The organism is Nonomuraea sp. NPDC049709, assembly GCF_040674815.1.
Taxonomy (GTDB): domain Bacteria; phylum Actinomycetota; class Actinomycetes; order Streptosporangiales; family Streptosporangiaceae; genus Nonomuraea.
On sequence record NZ_JBFANM010000002.1, the window covers coordinates 138,573 to 160,632 of the forward strand.

18 protein-coding genes are annotated in these 22,060 nt (G+C 72.1%); 10 read left to right on the top strand and 8 right to left on the bottom strand.

Annotation, left to right across the window (positions count from 1 at the left end; genetic code table 11):
• The first annotated feature begins 13 nt into the window (after positions 1 to 13).
• Positions 14 to 1,651, top strand: a complete 1,638-nt coding sequence (locus tag AB0J69_RS02785; RefSeq protein ID WP_364112438.1) for a glycoside hydrolase family 13 protein — start codon at positions 14 to 16, stop codon at positions 1,649 to 1,651.
• Here the strand turns inward: AB0J69_RS02785 and AB0J69_RS02790 are convergent.
• Entirely contained in the window at positions 1,635 to 2,285 is a 651-nt protein-coding gene (locus tag AB0J69_RS02790) for a biliverdin-producing heme oxygenase (RefSeq protein WP_364112128.1), read from the bottom strand. The two genes, AB0J69_RS02785 and AB0J69_RS02790, sit on opposite strands and share 17 nt — an antisense overlap.
• Before the next feature lie 173 nt (positions 2,286 to 2,458).
• Between AB0J69_RS02790 and AB0J69_RS02795 the strand changes: the two genes are divergently transcribed.
• On the top strand, positions 2,459 to 3,349 hold the full coding sequence (locus AB0J69_RS02795) for an ATP-binding protein (RefSeq protein WP_364112130.1): 891 nt from the start codon (positions 2,459 to 2,461) through the stop codon (positions 3,347 to 3,349).
• A 99-nt stretch (positions 3,350 to 3,448) separates the two neighbouring features.
• Here AB0J69_RS02795 and AB0J69_RS02800 read toward each other — a convergent pair whose 3' ends face one another.
• Positions 3,449 to 4,444, bottom strand: a complete 996-nt coding sequence (locus AB0J69_RS02800) for an oligopeptide/dipeptide ABC transporter ATP-binding protein (RefSeq protein ID WP_364112132.1) — start codon at positions 4,442 to 4,444, stop codon at positions 3,449 to 3,451.
• Entirely contained in the window at positions 4,428 to 5,429 is a 1,002-nt protein-coding gene (locus tag AB0J69_RS02805) for an ABC transporter ATP-binding protein (RefSeq protein ID WP_364112134.1), read from the bottom strand. The genes AB0J69_RS02800 and AB0J69_RS02805 overlap by 17 nt, the downstream gene beginning before the upstream one ends.
• Positions 5,430 to 5,558: 129 nt before the next feature.
• Here AB0J69_RS02805 and AB0J69_RS02810 point away from each other — a divergent pair, with 129 nt between their 5' ends.
• Genes AB0J69_RS02810 through AB0J69_RS02840 form a run of 7 tightly spaced genes read left to right on the top strand, consistent with a single transcriptional unit; the run spans position 5,559 to position 13,208 of the window.
• Entirely contained in the window at positions 5,559 to 6,767 is a 1,209-nt protein-coding gene (locus AB0J69_RS02810; protein ID WP_364112136.1) for a membrane dipeptidase, read from the top strand.
• Positions 6,767 to 8,356: an ABC transporter substrate-binding protein gene (locus AB0J69_RS02815; protein ID WP_364112138.1), complete on the top strand. Its 1,590-nt coding sequence runs from the start codon at positions 6,767 to 6,769 to the stop codon at positions 8,354 to 8,356. Before AB0J69_RS02810 ends, AB0J69_RS02815 begins: the two co-directional genes overlap by 1 nt.
• 5 nt (positions 8,357 to 8,361) lie before the next feature.
• Positions 8,362 to 9,315 carry an ABC transporter permease gene (locus AB0J69_RS02820; protein ID WP_364112140.1) on the top strand — a complete coding sequence of 318 codons (954 nt, stop codon included), beginning with the start codon at positions 8,362 to 8,364 and terminating at the stop codon, positions 9,313 to 9,315.
• Positions 9,312 to 10,166, top strand: a complete 855-nt coding sequence (locus AB0J69_RS02825; protein ID WP_364112142.1) for an ABC transporter permease — start codon at positions 9,312 to 9,314, stop codon at positions 10,164 to 10,166. The genes AB0J69_RS02820 and AB0J69_RS02825 overlap by 4 nt, the downstream gene beginning before the upstream one ends.
• Positions 10,163 to 11,332, top strand: coding sequence for a Xaa-Pro peptidase family protein (locus AB0J69_RS02830; RefSeq protein ID WP_364112144.1), 1,170 nt, complete (start codon positions 10,163 to 10,165; stop codon positions 11,330 to 11,332). The genes AB0J69_RS02825 and AB0J69_RS02830 overlap by 4 nt, the downstream gene beginning before the upstream one ends.
• 12 nt (positions 11,333 to 11,344) lie before the next feature.
• Positions 11,345 to 12,196, top strand: a complete 852-nt coding sequence (locus AB0J69_RS02835; protein WP_364112146.1) for an alpha/beta hydrolase — start codon at positions 11,345 to 11,347, stop codon at positions 12,194 to 12,196.
• Between the two features lie 19 nt (positions 12,197 to 12,215).
• Positions 12,216 to 13,208, top strand: coding sequence for an Lrp/AsnC family transcriptional regulator (locus tag AB0J69_RS02840; protein ID WP_364112148.1), 993 nt, complete (start codon positions 12,216 to 12,218; stop codon positions 13,206 to 13,208).
• 4 nt (positions 13,209 to 13,212) lie between these two features.
• Here the strand turns inward: AB0J69_RS02840 and AB0J69_RS02845 are convergent, their stop codons facing one another.
• The 5 genes from AB0J69_RS02845 to AB0J69_RS02865 all read right to left on the bottom strand — a co-directional run bounded on the left by AB0J69_RS02845 (position 13,213) and on the right by AB0J69_RS02865 (position 19,325).
• A complete protein-coding gene (locus AB0J69_RS02845) occupies positions 13,213 to 15,330 on the bottom strand; it encodes a hypothetical protein (RefSeq protein ID WP_364112150.1) in 2,118 nt (705 codons plus the stop codon).
• A 184-nt stretch (positions 15,331 to 15,514) separates the two neighbouring features.
• On the bottom strand, positions 15,515 to 16,876 hold the full coding sequence (locus AB0J69_RS02850) for a phenylacetate--CoA ligase family protein (RefSeq protein ID WP_364112152.1): 1,362 nt from the start codon (positions 16,874 to 16,876) through the stop codon (positions 15,515 to 15,517).
• A 249-nt stretch (positions 16,877 to 17,125) separates the two neighbouring features.
• Positions 17,126 to 17,782 carry a response regulator transcription factor gene (locus AB0J69_RS02855; RefSeq protein ID WP_364112154.1) on the bottom strand — a complete coding sequence of 219 codons (657 nt, stop codon included), beginning with the start codon at positions 17,780 to 17,782 and terminating at the stop codon, positions 17,126 to 17,128.
• Positions 17,779 to 19,077 carry a sensor histidine kinase gene (locus AB0J69_RS02860; protein WP_364112156.1) on the bottom strand — a complete coding sequence of 433 codons (1,299 nt, stop codon included), beginning with the start codon at positions 19,075 to 19,077 and terminating at the stop codon, positions 17,779 to 17,781. Before AB0J69_RS02860 ends, AB0J69_RS02855 begins: the two co-directional genes overlap by 4 nt.
• Positions 19,074 to 19,325 carry a hypothetical protein gene (locus AB0J69_RS02865; RefSeq protein WP_364112158.1) on the bottom strand — a complete coding sequence of 84 codons (252 nt, stop codon included), beginning with the start codon at positions 19,323 to 19,325 and terminating at the stop codon, positions 19,074 to 19,076. The genes AB0J69_RS02860 and AB0J69_RS02865 overlap by 4 nt, the downstream gene beginning before the upstream one ends.
• Positions 19,326 to 19,579: 254 nt before the next feature.
• Between AB0J69_RS02865 and lon the strand changes: the two genes are divergently transcribed.
• Positions 19,580 to 21,943 carry an endopeptidase La gene (gene lon / locus AB0J69_RS02870; protein WP_364112160.1) on the top strand — a complete coding sequence of 788 codons (2,364 nt, stop codon included), beginning with the start codon at positions 19,580 to 19,582 and terminating at the stop codon, positions 21,941 to 21,943.
• The last annotated feature ends 117 nt before the right edge of the window (positions 21,944 to 22,060 follow it).

Consider the following 22,060-nt stretch of genomic DNA (forward strand, 5'->3'; position numbering starts at 1 on the left):
GAGTCACGTGTCCATGCCCCTCACCCCGTCCGCCTGGTGGCGCACTGCCGCGATCTACCAGATCTACGTGCGCAGCTTCGCCGACGGCGACGGAGACGGCGTCGGCGACCTCGCCGGAATCCGGCGGCGCCTGCCGTACCTGCGCGACCTGGGCGTGGACGCCCTCTGGCTCACGCCGTGGTACGTCTCGCCCATGGCCGACGCCGGGTACGACATCGCCGACTACCGGGACATCGACCCCCTCTTCGGCACGCTCGCCGACGCCGAGCGGCTCATCGAGGACGTGCACGCGCACGGCCTGCGCCTCCTCGTCGACCTGGTCCCGAACCACTGCTCCGCCCGGCACCCGTGGTTCGAGGCGGCGCTGGCCGGCGGGGCGGCCAGGGAGCGGTTCTGGTTCCGGCCGGGGCGGGGGCGGGACGGGGAGCTGCCGCCGAACGACTGGCAGTCGTACTTCGGCGGGCCGGCCTGGACGCGGGTGGCGGACGGGCAGTGGTACCTGCACATGTTCGCCCCCGAGCAGCCCGACCTGAACTGGGAGCACCCGGAGGTGCGCGCGGAGTTCACCGACATCCTGCGGTTCTGGCTGGACCGCGGGGTGGACGGGTTCCGGGTGGACGTGGCGCACGGGCTGGTCAAGAAGGACGGGCTGCCGGACGTCGGGGCCGATCCCGACCCGGTGGACCTGCCGTACCAGGACTGTGACGGCGTGCACGAGATCTACCGGTCGTGGCGGCGCGTCACCGACGCCTACGACGGCGAGCGGGTCTTCGTCGGCGAGGTGTGGCTGCCCACGCCCGCCCAGTTCGCCCGCTACCTGCGGCCCGGCGAGCTGCACTCGGCCTTCAACTTCGAGTTCCTCTGCGGCGCGTGGGAGGCCGGCGCCGTCCACGACGTGATCACCGCCACCCTCGACACCCACGAGGCCGTCGGCGCCCCGCCCACCTGGGTGCTGTCCAACCACGACACCATCCGCCACGTCACCCGCTACGGCCGGGCCGAGACCGCCTTCGACATGGGCGACAAGCGGCACGGCGCGCCCAGCGACCTGGAGCTGGGCGTGCGCCGGGCCAGGGCGGCGGCCCTGCTCACGCTGGCGCTGCCCGGCGGCGTGTACGTCTACCAGGGCGACGAGCTCGGGCTGGCCGAGGTGGAGGACCTGCCGGAGGAGCTGCTGCAGGACCCGACCTGGGAACGCTCCAACCGTACCGACCGGGGCCGGGACGGTTGCCGGGTGCCGCTGCCGTGGTCGGGGGAGGAGCCGCCGTTCGGCTTCTCGCCCCCGGGCGCCGCCGCCGGGCCGTGGCTGCCGCAGCCGCCGGCCTGGAAGGACCTGACCGCCGAGGCCCAGTCCGCCGACCCGCACTCGATGCTCTCCCTCTACCGCGCCGCCCTGGCGCTGCGGCGGGACCTGCTCGTCCCGCTGCCGCAGACGCTGACGTGGCTGGACACGGAGCCGGGGGTGCTGGCCTTCGCGCGGGCGGGCGGCGCGTTCGCGTGCGTGGTCAACTTCACGGCCACGCCCGTACGGCTGCCCGCCCACTCCGAGGTCCTGCTCGCCGGCGCGCCCGTCATGGACGGCCTGCTCGGGCCGGACGGGTGCGCCTGGGTGCGGCTCCTGCCCCGGGCGACGGTCAGGCGGCGGCCTTGACCACGTGCCTCAGCTCGGCCAGGACCTCCGCGTTGAGCTGGTAGGCCAGCCGGACCTCGCCGATCATCCGCTGCTGCTCGCGCTCGCCGAGCTCCAGACCGAGCACGTCGAGGCGCGAGCGGTATTCGTTCTTGAAGCGCGGCAGGCTGCCCAGCTCGTCGAAGATGTAGAAGTCGACGCCCCCGCCCCTGGCGTAACCGTAGATCTTCTGCAGCTCCATGCGGATGAACTGGCCGCCCGACAGGTCGCCGAGGTAGCGGGTGTAGTGGTGGGCCACGTAGCCGCCGGGCCAGTCGGCCACCTGGTGGATGCGGGCCATCAGGGTGCGGGTGGACTTGGACGGCGCGATCCGGTCGCGCCAGCCGGGGCCGTAGATCGTGGCGAGGTCGCGCTCCAGCGCCGGCTCCCGGTAGAGCTCCGGGAACACGAACCGGCCGGCCACCGGGTGGTCGCTCAGCTCTCGTGACACGCCGTCGAGGGCGGTGTACGCGAAGTAGTGCTGGGCGACCATCTCGCCGTATTCGTGCTCGCTCAACCGCCCGGCCATCAGCGCTGAGAGATATCCCTCGGACTCGGCCGACTCGTGGTCGGCCCAGGTGGCATTCCTCAGGGTCTCGGAGAACGACGTGGTCACGGCCCACCTTTGCTCGTGCTGGCGTTTCATGACGAAGTGTCACAAACGTCGGCGTCCGGCGTCAAGCTGATGACGACACCATGTCATCAAAGCTTGCCTTCCCTCTCACGTACCCAGGAACGGAGAAGCCAAGAGCCCTCGAGCTCGCCCGGCGACCGCCGTACGGTATGCGTATGGGCTGGGTGCGTGCGGAGGAGGCCGGCGCGGTCGGCGCGGTGCGCCGGAAGGCCGTCGCCCTGGCCGAGGCGGCCGGCTTCGACCAGCTGCTCGTCAGCCGACTGGCGGTGGCCGTCAGCGAGGCCGTGTCCAACCTGGTCAAGCACGCCAGGGAGGGCGCCGCGCTGGTGCGGCCGCATCCCGAGGCGCCCGCCACGGTGGAGCTCATCGCCCTGGACCGCGGGCCGGGCATGGCGGACGTGGCCCGCGCGCTGCGCGACGGCTACTCCACCTCCGGGACGCTGGGCATCGGCCTGGGCGCCATCTCCCGCAGCGCCTCCGGCTACGACGTGCACTCCCTGCCCGGCAAGGGCACCGTGCTGGCGATGTACTTCACCGCCGGCCGGACGGCCCGCCCGCCGCTGCGGGCCAGCGGCGTGACCCGGGCGGGCGGCGACGGGTTCGCCGTCCACCGGGCCGGCCCGGTCACGACCGTGCTGGTCTGCGACGCGGCCGCTCGCCTGCTTCCCGAGGTGGGCGGGCAGGAGCCGCAGGCGGTGGTGGCGCGGCTGGGCGCCGCGACGGCCGGCGCCGGGATCGCGGTCGCCCGCGTCGAACCGGGCCGTGTGTCCTTCGCCGGGCTCGGCGACGTCTCCGGCTGGGTCGTGCACGGCGGGCGGCGGCAGGGGCTGACGCCCCGGGACGGCGCGCGGGCGTACGCGCTGCCCGCCCACGCCACCGTGGTCCTGCACACCGGCGGGCTGGCCGGCCGCTGGGACCCCGCGGCCCTGCCCGGCCTGTTCACCCGCACCCCGGCGGTGATCGCCGCCGCGCTCATGCGCGAGGCGGACGGCAGGGGGGACGACGTGTGCGTGGTGACGGTCCGGCCGGGCCGGGACGGCGCCTGAGTGGCACCCAGGTCGTGTGCCTCAGGCGGTGCGCTCGGGCGGTGCGTTCAGGCGGTGCGCTCGGGCGGTGCGTTCAGGCGGTGCGCTCGGGCGGTGCGTTCAGGCGGTGCGCTCCGCGTAGTGGCAGGCGGCGTAGTGGTCGCCGACCGCTTCCAGCGCCGGCTCCACCTCGGAGCACCGGTCGGTGGCCTTCCAGCAGCGCGTGTGGAAACGGCACCCGGGCGGCGGCGCCACCGGGCTCGGCGGGTCGCCGGCCAGCATGATGCGCGAGCGCCCCCGCAGCCGCGGCTTCGGCACCGGCGCGGCCGACAGCAGTGCCATCGTGTACGGATGCGCCGGCGCCCCGTACACCCCGGCCGCCGGCCCCAGCTCCGCCACCCGCCCCAGGTACATCACCCCCACCCGGTGCGAGACGTGCCGGACCACGGCCAGGTCGTGCGCGATGAACACCAGCGCCACCCCGAGCGTCCGCTGCAGCTCCGCGAACAGGTTGACCACCTGCGCCTGCACCGACATGTCCAGCGCCGACACCGGCTCGTCGCACACGATCACGTCGGGCTCCGTGGCCAGGGCCCTGGCGATCCCGACACGCTGCCGCTGCCCGCCGGAGAACTCGTGCGGGAACCGGTGCATCCGGTCCGGCGACAGGCCCACCAGCTCCAGCAGCTCTCCGACCCGGTCCCGCATGGCCCGGGCGTCCCGCGCCAGCCGGTGCACGCGCAGCGGCTCGGCCACGATGTCGTGCACGGTCATGCGCGGGTTGAGCGAGGTGAGCGGGTCCTGGAAGACCATCTGGACGCGGCGCCGGATGTCGCGCGGCACGCCGCCGCCGGAAAGGCCGCGGCCGAAGAACGGGCGGCCGCGGAAGGCGACCTCGCCCTCGTCGGGGCGTTCGAGGCCGACGAGCATCCGGGCCAGGGTGGACTTACCGCAGCCGGACTCGCCGACGATGCCGAGCGTCTCCCCGGGGTACAGCTCCAGGTCCACGCCGGCCACCGCGCGCACGGCCCCGCCCCGGGAGAGCAGGCCGCCGCGGTAGGTCTTGTGCAGGTTCGAGGCTGTCAACACCGGCTCGTGGTCAGGCGAGGGCGCCATCGAGCATCTCCTCCGAGTGGTGGCAGGCGGCGTACCGGTCGATCCCGGTACGCAGGACGGTCAGCGGTGGCCTGGTGGTGCCGCACACCTCGCTCGCCCGGTCGCAGCGCGGCGCGAACGAGCACCCGGGCGGCGTCTCGGCCGGGCTCGGCGGGGCGCCGGGGATGGCGCGCAGCTCCGAGGCCGGGCTGTCCAGGTCGGGGATGGCGGCCAGCAGGGCCGCGGTGTACGGGTGCGCGGGCAGGTCGTACAGCTCGCCGACCTCCCCGCTCTCCACGATCCGCCCCGCGTACATCACCGCCACCCGGTCGCTGACCTCGGCCGCCACCCCGAGATCGTGCGTGATCAGCAGCACGGCGGTGCCCAGCTCGCGCCGCAGCCGGTCGATGAGCTCCAGGATCTGCGCCTGCACGGTCACGTCGAGCGCGGTCGTCGGCTCGTCGGCGATGATCAGGTCCGGTTCGAGCGCCACGGCCATGGCCACCAGGATCCGCTGCCGCATCCCGCCGGAGAACTGGTGCGGGTAGTCGTCGATCCGCTTGGCCGGGGCCGGGATGCCCACCAGGCCCAGCATCTCGATCGAGCGTGCCCTGGCCTGCTTGCGCGACAGGCCGAGGTGCACCCGGTACAGCTCGCCGATCTGGTCGCCGATGCTGAGCACCGGGTTCAGGGCCGACAGCGCGTCCTGGAAGACGAGCGTCATCTCGCTGCCGCGCAGGGCCCGCCGCTCCTCGGCGCTCATGGCGAGCAGGTCCCGCCCGCCGAGCCGGGCGGCCTCGCAGCCCACCCGGACGTTCGGCTGGTCGAGCAGGCCCATGACGGCCTTGGCGGTGACGGATTTGCCCGAGCCGGACTCGCCGAGCAGCGCGAGCGTCTGGCCGCGTTCGATGGTCAGGTCCACCCCGCGCACGGCCGGGATCTCGCGCCCGTGGGCGGTGAACGTGACGTGCAGGCCGCGTAGCTCCAGGACCGGTGGTTCGCTCACCGCACCCCCTTCTCGATTGTGACGAAAGCTGGCGTAGAGATTGGCTTGGCTGCCGGAAAACAACTTCAATATTGTCTTTCGCGCCCGATCCTGGCAAACTTCCCGCAATTGGACAAGAGGGGTTACCAGATGCTGGAAGCTGCGAAGAGCTACAAGGGCTACCGTTCCTACGAGTACCTGGAGGCAGGTGTCGACTACCGCCGGTTCGACCTGGCGCCGGAGCTCGGCCGGGTCCCGGCGTACGCGGGGCCCGAGCTCACCTCCGAGCAGAGCGGGCGCGTACGCCGCCTGCTCACCGACAGCCTGGTCGTCTCGCTGCACGACCACCCGTCCGTCTTCCCCGACGACATCAGCGAGACCGTCGACTACAACCGCACCGCCCGCCACCACACCGGTTACGAGGGCCTGGCCCGCTCCGGCATGACGGTCGTCTTCGACAACCTCATGGACGGCACCTGCTGCATCACCAGCCAGGCCGGCTGGAAGTGGAACGACGTGGTGGCCGACATCGGCATGCGCCTGTCGGACCTCGCCCACCAGGACTTCCTCATCAAGGTCGAGCGCCTGGCCGACGTGCACCAGGCGCACGCGAGCGGCCGCATCGGCCTCGTGCTCGCGCTGGAGGCGGCCACGATGATCGAGAACGAGGTCGACCGGATCGACATGCTGTACGGCTTCGGCGTGCGCCAGATGGGCATCGCCTACAGCGAGGCCAACACGCTGGGCAGCGGCCTGAAGGAGCGTGGCGACGGCGGGCTGACCCTGTTCGGCGAGAAGGCCGTGCGCCGCATGAACAAGCTGGGCATCGCCATCGACGTCTCCCACTCCGGCGACCAGACCTCGCTCGACACCATCCGCCACTCGACCAGGCCGATCCTCATCACTCACGCGGGCGCCCGCTCGGTCTGGCCGACGAACCGGATGAAGCCGGACTCGGTCATCAAGGCCGCGGCCGAGCGCGGCGGCGTGATCGGCCTGGAGGCGGCCCCGCACACCACCCTGTCGCCCGACCACCCCAGGCACAGCCTGGAGTCGGTGATGGACCACTTCACCTACTGCGTGGACCTGGTCGGCATCGACCACGTGGCCTTCGGCCCGGACACGCTGTTCGGCGACCACGTCGGGCTGCACGACACCTTCGCCGAGCACCTGTCGCTCAACGAGGCGCACGCCGGCGTCGGCTACGAGAAGGTGCCCTACGTGGACGGCCTGGAGAACCCGGCCGAGTGCTTCTGGAACATCATCGCCTGGCTCGTCACCCACGGGTACTCCGACGACGAGATCACCAAGGTCGTGGGCGGCAACGTCATGCGCGTACTGGAAGAGGTCTGGATCTGATGAGACGTGCGGCTCTCCTCACCGCGCTGGCCGTCGCGCTTACGGCCTGCGCCCCCAGCGTCCCCGGCCAGTCCGGCTCGACCGGCTCGACCGGCTCCCAGGACGGCTCGCAGGCGCCGGCCTCGGCCGACCGGCTGACCATCGGCACGACCGCCGACGTGGTCAACTACAACCCCCTGGTCGGCAACAGCCGGACGGACTCGTGGGTCACCAACCTCATGTACCCGCACCTGACCCAGATGGACGGGACCGGCAAGCGCATCCCGTACCTGGCGACCGAGTGGTCGTACGCCGAGGACGGCAAGACGGCCACGGTCAAGCTGCGCGACGACATGAAGTGGTCCGACGGCAAGCCGGTGACCGCCGACGACGTCGTGTTCTCGATCACGGCCGTGCAGAAGGAGAAGTTCGGCGTGGTGGCCGGGCTCATCACGGCGCTGGACGAGGCCGAGGCCGTCTCGCCGACCGAGGTGCGGTTCAAGCTGAGCCGCCCCGACGGGACGTTCCTCGACAACGTGGGCTTCTGGCTGCCCGTCGTGCCCAAGCACGTCTTCGAGAAGGCGCCGAGCGTGCAGAAGTTCGCCAACGACAAGGACTGGGTCAGCGCCGGGCCGTTCAAGCTGACCAAGGTCGAGCGCGGCCAGCGCTACATCATGGAGCGGGTGGACGACTTCGGCCCCGGCACGCCGGCGGTCAAGGAGATCGTGTTCCGCGTCTTCCCCGACGTCAACACCGAAGTCCTGGCGCTGCGCAACGGCGAGATCGACCTGATCGGGAACGTGCTGCCGCCCGCCACCGCGACCGACCTGAAGAACGATCCGAAGGTCAAGCTGCAGCAGATCCCGTCGCTGGGCTGGGCGCACCTGCAGTACAACACCAAGCGCAAGCCGCTGGACGACGTACGCGTCCGCCAGGCCCTGGCGCACGCCGTGGACTACGAGGCCATCAGGAACATCGCGCTCAAGGGCTTCGCCAAGTCCTCCAACTCCAGCGTCCTGACGCCGTCGCTGCCCGCCTGGACGGACCCGGCGTCGAAGGAGTTCGTCTTCGACCCCGAGCAGTCCAAGAGGCTGCTGGCCGAGGCCGGGGCGTCGAACCTCAGCCTGAGCATGATCTACGACCAGGCCGACCCGAACATCGCCCGCTGGGCCCCCATGGTCCGCGACTCGGCGAAGAAGGCCGGGATCACGATCAAGCTGCAGGGCCTGGAGCGCAACACGTACCTGGACAAGACCCTGAAGCGGGACTTCGACATCTACGCCGGATCGTGGGCGGTCATGGACAACCCGCCCGCCAACCTGGGGCTGGCCTTCAAGACCGGCGGGTTCATCAACTACGCCCAGGTCAGCGACCCCAAGCTGGACGAGCTGATCGACCGGGCGCAGCGGGCGCTCACCACGGAGGAGGCCAAGGCGCCGATCCAGGAGGCCGCGCGGATCATCCATGACCAGGTCTACGACAACGTCCTGTACGTGGAGACGTTCAACATCGCGTACTCCACGAAGTGGACCGGGTTCCAGCCGATGCCGAGCGAGCTGCTGTCCGTCCTGAACCCGCTCTCCCTCGCCTCGGCGAAGCCGGCGGGCTGATCGCCATGCGGTTCATCGGCCTCCGGCTGGCCCGCGGCCTGCTCACCCTGTGGTTCGCGGTCACGGTGACGTTCTTCCTGGTCCGCCTGCTGCCCGGCGACCCGGTGCTGGCCGTGGCCGACCCGAACATGACCGAGGAGCTGCGCCAGAAGCTGCTGGCCGACTTCGGCCTGGACAAGCCCCTGGCCGCCCAGTACGTCGACTACCTCGGCCAGCTCCTGCAGGGCAACCTCGGCATGTCGTTCCGCCAGTCGATCCCCGTGACGACTGTGCTCATGGAGCGGCTGCCGTGGACGCTGATCCTGACGATGTCGGCCATGGCGGTGACGATCGTGCTGGGCATCCCGCTCGGCGTGCTCGCCGCCACCAGGGCCAAGGGGTGGGTGGACCGCGTCATCCAGCTCACCGGCGTCACCGCGCAGTCGCTGTTCGTGCCGAGCGTCGGGATCTTCCTCATGTACGTCCTGGGGGTCTGGCTGGGCTGGTTCCCCATCGGCGGGGCGGTCGACCTCGACGCCACCGGCTTCGGCGCGACGCTCAGCATGCTGCACCACCTGGTGCTGCCCTGCCTGTCACTGGTCCTCATCCAGCTCGGCGGCTACGTGCTGACGATGCGGACCACGCTCATCGACGCGCTCGGCGAGGACTACGTCTCGCTGGCCAAGGCGAAGGGCGTGCGCCCGGGGGCGGTCGTGTGGAAGCACGCCCTGCGCAACGCGCTGCTGCCGACCACCACGATCGCCGGGCTCCAGCTCGGCACCCTGGTGGGCGGCGCGGTGCTGACCGAGACGATCTACGCCTACCCGGGCATCGGCCGCGCCATCTACGAGGCGGTGGGCCAGCTCGACTTCCCTGTCCTGCAGGGCGCGTTCGTGCTGCTCGCGGCCGCCGTCGTGGTGGCCAACCTGATCACCGACGTGGCCTACGGAATCCTCGACCCCAGGGTGCGTACCTCATGACGGCAGTCGCTGTGGAGCTCACGCCGCGCCGGAGGACCTGGGCCTCCTTCCGCCGCAACCCCCTCGGCGTGGCCAGCGGGATCCTGCTGATCCTGCTGGCCCTGGTCGCGATCTTCGCGCCGCTCATCGCGCCCTTCCCCGAGGGGTACGGCGCCGACACCTCGCAGCCGCCCTCGGCCGCGCACTGGTTCGGCACCGACGACATCGGCCAGGACGTCTTCGCCCAGGTCATCTGGGGCGCCCGGGTCAGCATGGCGGTCGGCGTCAGCGCCTCCGTGCTGGCCATCGTCATCGGCCTGCTCATCGGCGTCAGCGCCGCCTACTTCCGGCGCCTGGACACGCCGCTCGGCGTGCTGGTGGACCTGTCGCTGTCGCTGCCCGTGCTGCCGCTGATGATCCTGGTGGCGGCGCTGGCCGGGCCCAGCGTGCGCACGCTGGCCGTGGTCATCGCGCTGTTCAGCTGGCCCGAGGTGGCCCGCGTGGTCCGCTCGCAGGCGCTGTCGATCGTGCCCATGCCGTTCGTGTCGGCGGCCAAGGTGGTCGGCGGCTCGTCGTTGTGGATCGTGCGCAAGCACCTGCTGCCCGGCGTGGTGCCCGTCGTCGGCGTGTCGGTGGTGCTCACCACCTCCCGCGCCGTGCTGGCCGAGGCCGGGCTGTCCTTCCTCGGCCTGGGCGATCCGAACAGCTGGTCCTGGGGCACGATCCTGCACAAGGCGCAGCAGTCGGGCGCGCTCGCCTCCGCCTGGTGGACCACGCTGTTCCCGTCGCTGGCCATCCTGCTGCTGGTCCTGTCCACGACCCTGCTGTCCGTCGCCTACAACGACGCTCGCAACCACAGGAACGACACATGACCTTCTCCCAGAGGCTGCCCGACACCTTCTACGCGGGTGCGCTCGACCGGGTCCGGGCTCTCATGGCCGCCGAGGGGCTGTCGGCGCTGCTGCTCGACGACCCGCTCGACGTCGCCTACCTCACCGGCTTCCACCACTTCCCGAACGAGCGGCCGGTCGCCTGCTGGCTGCCGCTCGACGGCGACCCGGTGCTGCTGGTGCCCGACCTGGAGCGGGAGTACGCCCAGGACCAGCGGGCCCGGGCCGAGATCGTGGCCTACCCGGAGTTCCCCGGGATCAGGTCGCCGTTCGCGGTGCTCGCCGGGCACGTACGCGTCCCCGGCACGGCCGGGTACGCGCCCTCCATCAGCGTCGCCCGTACGCGGGCGCTGGCCGAGGCGTTCCCCGCGACCCGATGGAGCGCCTGCGACGCGGTCGGCCGGGTGCGGCTGCGCAAGCAGCCCGAGGAGATCGCGCTGCACGAGGAGGCCGCCCGCATCGCCGACCAGATGATCGAGGCCGGCGTCGAGCTGGTCAGGGCGGCCGTCGAGGCGGGCGGCGAGCTGCCCGCCGAGACGGAGCTGGCCGCGCACGTCATCTCGTACGGCTCCCGCCTCATGCACGCCGGGCACGAGGACGCCGTCGTGGTCCCCATGCTCACCGGCGGCCTGGTCTACGGCGGGCCCAACTCGGCCCAGCCGCACCGCCTGCCCGGCGGCGACCGGCTGCGGGCGGGGGAGACGTTCATGCTGTCGCTGGGCTGCGCGGTCGGCGGCAGGTTCGTGGAGAGCGAGCGCACGTTCGTCATCGGCGAGCCCAGCTCGCGGCAGGCCCGCTACTACGAGGCCGTCCGGGAGGCGCAGGAGGTCGGCACCGAGGCGCTGGTCCCCGGCGTCACCTGCGAGGAGGCCAACCGCCGCTGCCTGGAGGTGATCGAGGAGGCCGGGCTCGCCGAGCACATCCGCCACCGGCAGGGCCACGGCATCGGGCTCGGCTTCCACGAGCCGCCCTGGCTGTCGGACGGCGACGCGACGGAGCTGGCCCCCGGCATGATCCTGTCCAGCGAGCCCGGCGTGTACGTGCCGGGCCACGCCGGCTACCGCATCTCCGACACCGTCCTGGTCACCGAGTCGGGGCCGCGCCGGCTGACGGCGTACCCGCGCGAGCTCACCGACGTCATCATCTGAAAGGGACCCGTTTTGTTCGTCGACATCAACGACAACCCACTGAACGTCGAGATCCTCGGCGAGGGCGAGAACGTGATCATCGCCCACCACGGCGCGCCGGGTCTCGGCTCGCTCGCCGAGCCCAGGAGCAGCTTCGGCCGGCTCGCCGACGCGTACAAGGTGGTCGTCTTCGACGCCAGGGGCTCCGGGGCCAGCGGCCTGACCGGCCCGTTCACGCACGAGCAGTGGGTGGCCGACGTCGAGGGCCTGCGCCAGTGGCTCGGGGCCGAGCGGGTGGTGATCGCCGGCGGCTCGTACGGCGGCTTCATCGCCATGGAGTACGCCGCCCGCCACCCGGACCGGGTGAGCGCCGTGGTGCTGCGCGACACCTCCGCCGACAACGCCAACCAGGAGCTGGCCACGCGCAACGCCGCGGCCTCCGCCCGGGTGCGGATCGACCGGGACAAGCTCGACCGGATCATGTCCGGCACCGTGCGCGACGACGACGACCTGCGCGACTGCTGGCGCGAGATCCTGCCCCTCTACGACCACGACTACGACCCGGCCGCGGTGGAGCGGCGGGTGGCCGCCACCCCCTACCACTACGAGACGCACAACTACGCCTTCGCCGTGAACCAGCCGAACTACGACATCAAGCACCTCCTGCCCGGCATCGAAGCCCCCACCCTGGTGACCGTCGGGCGGCACGACTGGATCACGCCTCCCGAGTGCAGCGAGCTGATCGCCCGCCTCATCCCGCGCGCCGAGCTGCGGATCTTCGAGAAGTCGGGGCACTCGCCGCAGGTCGAGGAGGCCGAGCTGTGGGAGGCAACCGTCCGCGAGTTCCTCGGCACCGCGCTGGGCGAGGTGCGAGCACGGGCCTGATCGCGCGATGATGCCCCCGATGGAAGATCTCGACGAACTGGACCGCAAGATCCTCGCCGCGCTCCACGTGAACGGCCGGGCCAGCTGGACCGACATCGCTCAGCTGCTCGGCATCTCCACCACCACGGTGGCGCGCCGGGCCCAGCACCTGATCGGCGCGGGCCTGGCCCGGGTGGCGGTGCTGCCGCACCTGGAGCACGAGGGGCCCGTCCACGTGTTCATGGTGCGGCTGACCTGCGCGCCCGGCAGCCAGCTCAGGGTCGCGGGACTGCTGGCCAGGAACCCCGACATCCGCTACGTCACCATCGTCACCGGCGGGTACGACATCGTGTTCGAGCTGGTCGCGCCCAAGCACCGCGACCTGTACTCGATGCTGGTCGACTTCGTCCACTCCGTGCCCGGAGCCCAGCAGAGCAACGCCGACCTGGTGCTGCACACGTACAAGGTCAGCTACGACTGGAGCGTTCCGGTGCTGGGAGATCGGGCGGCGCCGTTCGCGCTGCGGCGGCCCGCGCATATGTGCGAGCGCGGGCACCTCGACGACGTCGACCGGGAGGTGCTCGCGGCGATGCGCGAGGACGGCCGGGCCAGCTTCCAGTCCGTCGGCCGCCGCCTGGGCATCAGCGAGAGCACGGCCCGGCGGCGGCTGGAGGCCATGCTGGAGCGCGGCTGCGCCACGATCACCACGTTCATCCCGGCCGCCGCGCTCGGCTACGAGGCGGAGATCCTGTTCTGGCTGTCGGTCGAGCCCAGCATGCAGGACAGCGTGGCCGAGCGGCTGTCGAACGAGCGCGGCGTGCGGATGATCGCCTCCATGCTGGGGCAGGCGTCGCTGATCTGCGAGGTGATCGTGCCGACCACGGCCGACCTGCACCACTTCACCTCCCGCACGCTGGCCTCCGTCCCGGGGATCCAGTCGTGGACGGCGGGCGTGCAGGTGCTGACCGTCAAGCGCGGCTTCCTCATGGTGCCCTGGGCCGAGGACCGGATCGCGGCGGCCCTGGCCGGTTGACCGCTCACAGGGGCGGGAGCGGCAGGCCGCTCGTGTCCAGCTCGAACGAGCCCCGGGCCAGGGCGAGCCGGCGGCCACCGCCGTCGGACGCCTCCGGCAGGAGCTCGACCGGCAGCGTGAAGCCGCGCCTCCGGGACGCCAGGCGGGGCCACTCGTGCACCTCCTCGATCGACCCCCCGCCCTGCTTCCTGAGCTCCGCGACGAGGGCCCGCTCGGCGGCGTCGCCCCACGTGTCCGGGGTGCCGGCGAACGCCGCCGGGTCCTCCTTGGCGGCCGCCTCGTGGACGCCGCGCAGGACGGGCCCCGCCCGGCCGCCCGACACCATGTTGGCCGGGGCCCTGATGTGCCAGCGGTAGACCAGCGCCATGCCGCGCTCGGAGGTGACCACGTCCTTGACGCGGGCCGGGCGGGGCCCGTCCGGCGACGGCACCGTCCACGTGGGCGGGCCGGCGGGCGCGTCCCAGGGGGTCTCGCCGATGTCGCGGATCCGCAGCCGCGCCATGGGCCACATCGCGCGGCGGAAGCCGTCCACGGTACGGGCGGCCATCTGGAAGCGGTAGAACCAGTGCCAGCCGCGGAACATGTCGTACTCCTCGACCGTGGCCAGCGGGCGCCACCCGCCGCCTTCCTGAGGGACCGCGGGCCGGGAGGTGTACTTGCGCTGGTTCTCGTCGAACAGCGCCGCGCCGTTCCCGCCCCAGGCGAGGGCGACGTCGATCCCGAAACGCCCGACGGCCTCCGCGAACGCGACGCGGTCGGCGGCCTTGAGGTAGGCGAGGAAGCCCGGCAGCTCGGCCTCGCCGACGGCGGCCCCCGGTGCGGGGCCCGCCGCCAGTCCCGCCGTCCAGTGGCACGGCCCCAGCGAGACGAACGCCCGGTCGTAGGCGTTGAGGCCGTCGAAGTAGCCGACCGCCTCGACCTCGCTCACCGCGCGCACCACCTTGTACGTGCTGAGGGGCGCGCGGTCGGCCGCGTCGAGCACCTCCCGCAACGTGGGCCCCCGTCCGTCTCCGCCCTCGCTCCCGTCGTGTTCGGGGACGGGCAGGAGGTGCTCGGGCAACATCTCGCCCTCCGGCCGCCACGTGTGCCCGAACTCCGGCCAGGACCGGGGCCCCTGCCAGTCCGGCGGGACGTCCGGGGGCGGGGTGCCGAGGACCCGCCAGTCGCCGGCCACGTCCAGCTCCGGGTGCGCGGGGGCGACGGGCGGGCGGGCGGGGCGCGGCCAGGTCCGGGTCAGGTCGCGGACGTAGAAGCGCGGTCCGTTCGCGGTGACCTCGCGTCCCCAGACGTTGCCCGCCCAGACGTCGCCCGCCTCGACGCTGCCTGCCCCGACATTGCCTGCCCCGTTGTCGCTCGCCTCGACGTTGCTCGCCTCGACGTTGCCTGCCCGGGCACCGGTCACCCGGTGCAGGCGGTCCGGCTGGTTGTCGCGCAGGTCCCACGCCTCCACGACGACCGGGCAGCGCCGCCGCCGGTGCTTCCAGCGGCGCAGCACGAACCGGGTCCACGGGTTCACCACGCCGGTGATCGGCTCCGCGTACCGCTCGTAGAAGCGGGCGGGCACCGGGATGAGCCGGTCCGACCAGCGGATCAGCTCGACATCGGCGCCCGCGGCGTGAGCGACGGTAACCGTGTCCTGCACGCCGCGCGTCACCCCGAACCCGTCGGCGGTGACGCCGCCGACTTCGAGGATCTCGCCGTCCACGCGTACCCGGAACGGCGGGGCGGCGGGGAACGCGGAGCGGGGCCCGGCCTTGAGCACGGGGGAGTCGGCCGCCATCCCCTCGGTGAGCGTCGCCCGGCCGGGCTCGCGCTCGGTGGCGGAGTCGGGCAGCGAGGCGTAGCGCTGGAACTCCATGACCGCCAGCCACGTGGCCGTGGTGAAGGTGGTCGCATCCGGCGGGGCCAGCAGGAAACCCAGCTCGCGCAGGTCCCGATGCAGGTCACGGATGTGCGTGGTGCCCGTCAGCTCCGGCCGCTCCTGGCCGCCGTACCGGGCGGGCGCTTCGGGGGCCGGGTCCCGGTCGCCGGGCCGCAGGTCGTACTCGCCGTACAGGCCGGACGTGGGCCGGATGAGGGCCGCCAGCAGCCAGGCGAGCATCTGGTCGAGGTCTTCCAGCATGAGCCGTCACCTGCCATGGATCGTCGTGGCACTGCCTCCTCGACGGTAGGCCCGCCCGTGCCCTGGCCGCCCCAGGGAGCGCACTAGGGAAACCTCTGGGCGTCCGAGCCACACAGCGTCGGCCCGTCTCCTCCCATCCGGGACCGTCGGCGTCCGCGATAGAGCGGGATGGGCGGAAACGGGGTCAGCGGGTGTAACGGTGCTTGGCCCCCGGTGGGAAGTACTCGGGGTCGCCGGCCTCCCGGAGCCGGATGAACGGCATCTGCTGCTGCTTGGGGACATAAGCCGCGAACTCGCTGTTGAGCCGCAGGAGCTGGGCATGAATGGACGCGCCCACCGCCTGGGCGACCTCGTCGGTCGGCTTCTCGCCGGGCATCAGCTCCACCGTCACCGTCAGGTGCCGATCCCGGCGCTCGTCCTCGGCCACCTCCACCACGAACCTGCCGGTCACCGCCCCGCTCACCTCCGGCTGCTCCAGGCCGACCGCGATGTTCTCCGGGTAGACGTTCGCGCCGTAGTAGGACACGGTGAAGTGGCTGCGGCCGAAGACGTACACGAACGGGCGCTCGGGGCCCCGGGCGCGCGGCTCGAAGCCGCGCTCGCGGACGAAGCTCAGCAGGTCCCGGTACGGGAGGACACCGCCCTCGTCGGCGATGTGGTAGCGGATGAGCGGGACGCCGTTGTCGCCCGAGAACAGCAGCGTGCCCTCGTGCTCCTCGAAGAAGCGGACCCCGGGGTCGTACTGGACGAGGGTCGGCAGCCGCGACTCGCCGAACAGGTCCCTGGCCGTGCGCGGGCGGCCGGCCAGGAAGCGGCGCAGCTCGACCGACAGCGGGGTCTCGTTGCCAAGGACGCCGGCGTCGGCGGTGCCGTACAGGGAGGCGATGCCGCGTACGGGGTCGGCGATCCCGGCCCGCTCGGCGACCAGCGCGCGCCACTCCTCGCTGAACACCTCGCCCGCCGTGACCAGCTTGACGTTCCAGTCCGCCCAGGGCAGGTCCTCGGTGTCGATGACGTTCTTCAGGAACGGCGGGTAGCCCAGCAGCACGACCTGGTCGAAGTGCGGGGCCAGCTCGGGGAGCACCCGCAGGATCTCCCGCCGGTCGGTGCCCGGGGCGACCACGGTGATCGGGTAACCGCGTTCGGCCAGGTGGCGGCAGCAGGCGACGGTGAACAGGCCGCCCACCCAGGTGCCGAGGGCGAAGCAGACCACGGCCAGGGTGCGGCGCTCGCCGGCGTCGAAGGAGTCCCTGAAGACCTCCTCGAAGCGGTCGGCGATCACCCGCTCGTCGCCGACCGAGCGCGGCCAGAACGACGGCACCCCGGTGGACCCCGAGGAGACGGCGATCATGTCCCCGATCACACCGTCCCTGCACAGATCGGGGAGGGGGTGGCGGCTGGTGTAGTTCTCCTTGGTGGTCATGGGCAGGCTCGCGAAGTCGGCCAGGGTCACGATCTTCGACGGCTCCACGCCGTGCTCCGCGAGGAACCTGCCGTAGGCGGGGACGGTGGCCGCCACCTGATGGAAGAGCTCAACCGGGTCCATCCGCCGACTGTACGACGAGGGGACAGGGAGCGGAACGCTCATATGATCGTTATCTGTAACGAAACGAACGAAAGTGATGACCTGTGAATTCACGGGGGTGACTCACCACATGAGGATGGGCCTGACCGCCACCGGGCTGATCCTTGCGGCGGTGGCGCAAGGGGCAGCTTCGGTCAACACGATCTTGATCTTGCTCCTCATCGCGTTCGGCCCGCCCCGCCTCACCTGCCCCGCCTCACCTGCCCCGCCTCACTCGCCTGGCCGCACCAGCCCGCTCTCGTACGCGAACACGATCGCCTGGGCCCGGTCGCGCAGCCCGAGCTTCATCAGCACCCGCCCCACGTGCGTCTTGACCGTCTGTTCGGCCACGAACAGCTTCCCGGCGATCTCCTGGTTGGACAGCGCCTGGGCGACCAGCGTGAGCACCTCGGTCTCCCGCTCGGTCAGCTCCTCCACCCGCCTCCCGGTCGCCGGCCGGGGCGTCCCGAGCCGGGCGAACTCCGTGATCAGCCGCTTGGTGATCGCCGGGGCGATGAGCGCCTCCCCGGCCGCGACCACGCGTACGGCCTCGGCGAGCTGCGCCGCCGACGCGTCCTTCAGCAGGAACCCGCTCGCCCCCGCCCGCAACGCCTCGTAGACGTAGTCGTCGAGGTCGAACGTCGTCAGGATGAGCACCCTCGTCGAATCCTGGCGCGCCAGCAGCTCCCTGGTCGCCTCCAGGCCGTTCATGACCGGCATCCGCACGTCCATGAGCACGACGTCCGGCCGCAGCTCGGCGGCCCGCTCCACGGCCTCCCGCCCGTCGGCCGCCTCTCCGACGACCTCGATGTCCGGCTGGCCGCTCAGGAACACGGTGAACCCCGTGCGCACCATCCCCTGGTCATCGGCGATCAGAACCCGTATCAAGCGCTCTCCCTCTCCGCGATCGGCAACGTCGCGCGTACCTCGAACCCTCCGCTGGGAAGGGGCCCGGCGTCGAGCGTGCCACCGAGCAACGCCGCCCGCTCCCGCATGCCCACCAGCCCCTGCCCCGCCCCGCGCCCGGACCTCTCCCCTGGGGCGGTGCCCGGCCCGTTGGTGATGCGCAGCCGCAGCTCGCCGCCCTTGCGGGCGACGTCCACCGCCACCGTGGCGCCGGGCGCGTGCCGCATCGCGTTGGACAGCGACTCCTGCACGATCCGGTACGCCGACAGCTGCACGGCCGGCGGCAGCCCGTCGAGCGTGCCGCTCCGCTTGACCAGCACGGCCAGACCGGCCGCACGTGCGTTGGCGACCAGCTCCTCCACCCGGTCGAGCCCAGGTTGTGGCGCGGTGTCGGTACGGCCCTCCTGGTCGCGCAGGACGCCGAGCACCTGACGCAGCTCCGCAATGGCCTCCAGCGACAGCCCCCGGATCTCGGCCAGCCCCGCCTCCAGCTGCGCCGGATCGCCCGCCGCCTTGAGCGGCACCGCCTCCGCCTGGATCGCGATCACCGACATGTGGTGCGCGACCACGTCGTGCAGCTCGCGCGCGATGCGGGCCCGCTCCTCCAGCACGGCCTGCGCGCTCTCGGCCTGCCGGGTGCGCTGCTCCTCCTTCACCAGCTTCGCCGTGGCGGTGCGCCGGACGCGGACGTTGTAGCCGAACAGCACCGCGACCGACACGATGACGGCGATGAGCGGCATCGAGTTGGGATGGATCATCCAGGCGGCGAGCACCGTGATCACCCAGACGCCCACGGAGATCCGCCGCTCGCAGCGGACGGCTACGGAATAGAGCACCATCAGGTAGGTGATGATCGCCGATACGGGATAGGGCGGATCGCCCTGGACCAGCGTGATGTCGACCCACACGACGACCGGCATCCCGGCGATCGCCACCCGCCAGGCGGCCAGCGGCCACCGGTGGCGCAGCGCCATGGGGAGAGAGACACCGATCGCGGTCAGGTAGGCGAAGAGCTCGGACACCGGTCCGGGCGCCTTCCCGCCGAGCGCGAGCGTCCGGGCGGCCTCGGTGTTCCAGTCGAGCACCATGGAGAGGGTGAGCCCGTAGAGGACGATCGCCAGGACGAGATCGGCGGCCTGGACCAGGTTGTAGGTCCGGAACGGCACCAGGATGCCGAGCAGGCGCGGCACCGGATAGGTCAGCCGGGGCGTGGCGGCCGGCGGATCGGCGTCCCCCTGGAACAGCGCCAGCCCGAACGGCCGCACGACCGCCGTCACCGCCCGCCGCACCCGCCCGCCCGATTCCGCCTGGCCCCCGGCCCCATCGCCGCGTCCGCCCGGCTCGATCCGGTCTGCAGCCCCATCGTCACGGCCCTCGACGTCAGGCCGGCCCCCGGCCCCATCGTCACGACCTTCGACGTCAGGCCGGTCCCCGCCCCAATCACCCCGGCCCCCGGTGTCGGGACGGTCGCGGGCCCCATCGCCAGGACCGCCCGCGTCAGGCCGGTCCTCGGCCCGATCGCCACGATGGCCCCTTCCCGCGCTCCGCAGGCGGCCGTGCGCGAGCGCCTGGCCGAGTTCGCGCACGCGCCGGACGAGAATCACCCGGTCAAGCTTAGGAGCCGCCCCGGCGGGAGGCGTCACACCCAGGTTTGATTCTTCCTCACCCTCAGGTATCGCTTACATGATTACGATCGCCCTGAGCGAACATCAGCAATGAAGGGAACAGCACCAGGCTCCGATGAGTTGAGCCGGTATAACTCAACCCTTTGGAGTTCGCATGAGTGAGAGCTTGATCCTCCCGGTCCTGCCGCTGGACGACGAGGTCGTCCTGCCGGGAATGGTGGTTCCGCTGGACCTGTCCGACTCCGAGGTGCGCGCTGCCATAGAGGCGGCCCGTGCATCCGGTGGCAACAAGCCACGGGTCCTCCTCGTTCCCCGGATTGACGGTCGTTACGGCGCGATCGGCGTCCAGGCCGTGATCGAGCAGGTCGGGAGGCTCCCGGGCGGTGAGCCGGCGGCCGTGGTGCGTGGCGTGAACCGCGTGCGCGTGGGCACCGGCACGACCGGACCGGGCGCCGCGCTGTGGGTCGAGGCCGACACGATCGACACCGTCGCGGCCGGCGAGCGCGCCCATGAGCTGGCCAAGGAATACAAGGCGCTGGCCACCACCATCCTGCAGAAGCGCGGCGCCTGGCAGGTGGTCGACCAGGTCAACCAGATCGACGACCCCTCGGTGCTGGCCGACAGCTCCGGCTACACCCCGTGGCTGACCACGGCGCAGAAGGTCGAGCTGCTCGAGGCCGCCGACCCGGCCGAGCGGCTGGCCAAGCTGATCGAGTGGTCCCGCGAGCACCTCGCCGAGCTCGACGTCGCCGAGACGATCCGCAAGGACGTCCAGGAGGGCATGGAGAAGCAGCAGCGCGAGTTCCTGCTGCGCCAGCAGCTCGCCGCCGTGCGCAAGGAGCTCAAGGAGCTCAACGGCGACTCCACGGAGACCGAGGAAGAGGACTACCGGGCCCGGGTGGAGGCCGCCGACCTGCCGGAGAAGGTGCGCGAGGCCGCCCTCAAGGAGGTCGACAAGCTGGAGCGGACCCCCGACCAGTCCCCTGAGATCGGCTGGATCCGCACCTGGCTCGACACCGTGCTCGACATCCCGTGGAACGAGCGCACCGAGGACAACTACGACATCACCGGCGCCAGGGCCGTGCTCGACGCCGACCACACCGGCCTCGACGACGTCAAGGACCGCATCATCGAGCACCTGGCCGTGCGCAAGCGCCGCCAGGAGAAGGGTCTCGGCGTGGTGGGCGGCCGCCGCAGCGGCGCCGTGCTGGCCCTGGCCGGCCCTCCCGGAGTCGGCAAGACCTCGCTGGGCGAGTCAGTGGCCCGCGCGATGGGCCGCAAGTTCGTCCGCGTCGCGCTCGGCGGCGTACGCGACGAGGCCGAGATCCGCGGCCACCGGCGCACCTACGTCGGCGCGCTGCCCGGCCGCGTCGTGCGCGCCATCCGCGAGGCCGGCTCGATGAACCCGGTCGTCCTGCTCGACGAGGTCGACAAGGTCGGCGCCGACTACCGCGGCGACCCCACGGCCGCCCTGCTGGAGGTGCTCGACCCGGCGCAGAACCACACGTTCCGCGACCACTACCTCGAGGTCGAGCTCGACCTGTCCGACGTGCTGTTCCTGGCCACGGCCAACGTCCTGGAGGCCATCCCCGGGCCGCTGCTCGACCGGATGGAGGTCGTCACGCTCGACGGCTACACCGAGGACGAGAAGGTCGCGATCGCCCGCGACCACCTGTTGCCCCGGCAGCTGGAGCTGGCCGGGCTGACCGCCGAGGAGGTCACGGTCGAGGACGCGGCGCTGCGCAGGCTGGCCGCCGAATACACCCGTGAGGCCGGCGTCCGCTCGCTGGAGCGCTCGGTCGCCAGGATCCTGCGCAAGGTCACGGCCAGGGACGAGCTGCCCGTCACCGTGCGGGAGGACGACCTGGTCGACTACATCGGGCGGCCCAGGTTCGTGCCGGAGTCGTCGCTGCCCGAGGCCAAGCAGCGCACCTCGGTGCCGGGCGTGGCCACCGGCCTGGCGGTCACCGGGGCGGGCGGCGACGTGCTCTACGTGGAGGCGTCGCTGGCCGACCCGGAGACGGGCGAGACGGGGCTCACGCTCACCGGCCAGCTCGGCGACGTGATGAAGGAGTCGGCCCGGATCGCGCTGTCCTACCTGCGCTCGCACGGCGCGGAGCTGGAGCTGCCGGTCACCGCGCTGAAGGACCGCTCGGTGCACGTGCACTTCCCGGCGGGCGCCGTGCCGAAGGACGGGCCGTCGGCCGGTGTGACGCTGACGACGGCGCTGGCCTCGCTGCTGTCCGGGCGGCTGGTCCGCGGTGACGTGGCCATGACCGGCGAGATCTCGCTGACCGGGCGGGTGCTGCCGATCGGCGGCGTTAAGCAGAAGCTGCTGGCCGCGCACCGGGCGGGCATCACCACGGTCCTCATCCCGGCCCGCAACGAGCCGGACCTGGACGACGTGCCCGAGGAGGTGCGCAAGGAGCTGACCATCCACCCGGTCAGCGACGTGCGCGAGGTCCTGGACATCGCGCTCGCCCCGGCTCAGGTCGCCTCGTCCACCGTGGCGGCCTGACTCGCGAGACCACTGCCCCGCCGCACCCGGCCTCCTGGGGTGCGGCGGGGCAGTCGCCTGTCCGCCCGCACCCCCCGGGACCGCCGGGACCGCCGAGGCTGCCGAGACCGCCGGGAT

Excerpts from the sequence above, each read along its gene's own strand:
- AB0J69_RS02785 (WP_364112438.1), top strand. The coding sequence starts at position 14 with ATGCCCCTCACCCCGTCCGCCTGGTGGCGCACTGCCGCGATCTACCAG.
- AB0J69_RS02795 (WP_364112130.1), top strand. The coding sequence starts at position 2,459 with ATGGGCTGGGTGCGTGCGGAGGAGGCCGGCGCGGTCGGCGCGGTGCGC.
- AB0J69_RS02800 (WP_364112132.1), bottom strand. The coding sequence starts at position 4,444 with ATGGCGCCCTCGCCTGACCACGAGCCGGTGTTGACAGCCTCGAACCTG.
- AB0J69_RS02810 (WP_364112136.1), top strand. The coding sequence starts at position 5,559 with ATGCTGGAAGCTGCGAAGAGCTACAAGGGCTACCGTTCCTACGAGTAC.
- AB0J69_RS02815 (WP_364112138.1), top strand. The coding sequence starts at position 6,767 with ATGAGACGTGCGGCTCTCCTCACCGCGCTGGCCGTCGCGCTTACGGCC.
- AB0J69_RS02820 (WP_364112140.1), top strand. The coding sequence starts at position 8,362 with ATGCGGTTCATCGGCCTCCGGCTGGCCCGCGGCCTGCTCACCCTGTGG.
- AB0J69_RS02825 (WP_364112142.1), top strand. The coding sequence starts at position 9,312 with ATGACGGCAGTCGCTGTGGAGCTCACGCCGCGCCGGAGGACCTGGGCC.
- AB0J69_RS02830 (WP_364112144.1), top strand. The coding sequence starts at position 10,163 with ATGACCTTCTCCCAGAGGCTGCCCGACACCTTCTACGCGGGTGCGCTC.
- AB0J69_RS02840 (WP_364112148.1), top strand. The coding sequence starts at position 12,216 with ATGGAAGATCTCGACGAACTGGACCGCAAGATCCTCGCCGCGCTCCAC.
- AB0J69_RS02845 (WP_364112150.1), bottom strand. The coding sequence starts at position 15,330 with ATGCTGGAAGACCTCGACCAGATGCTCGCCTGGCTGCTGGCGGCCCTC.
- AB0J69_RS02850 (WP_364112152.1), bottom strand. The coding sequence starts at position 16,876 with ATGGACCCGGTTGAGCTCTTCCATCAGGTGGCGGCCACCGTCCCCGCC.
- lon (WP_364112160.1), top strand. The coding sequence starts at position 19,580 with ATGAGTGAGAGCTTGATCCTCCCGGTCCTGCCGCTGGACGACGAGGTC.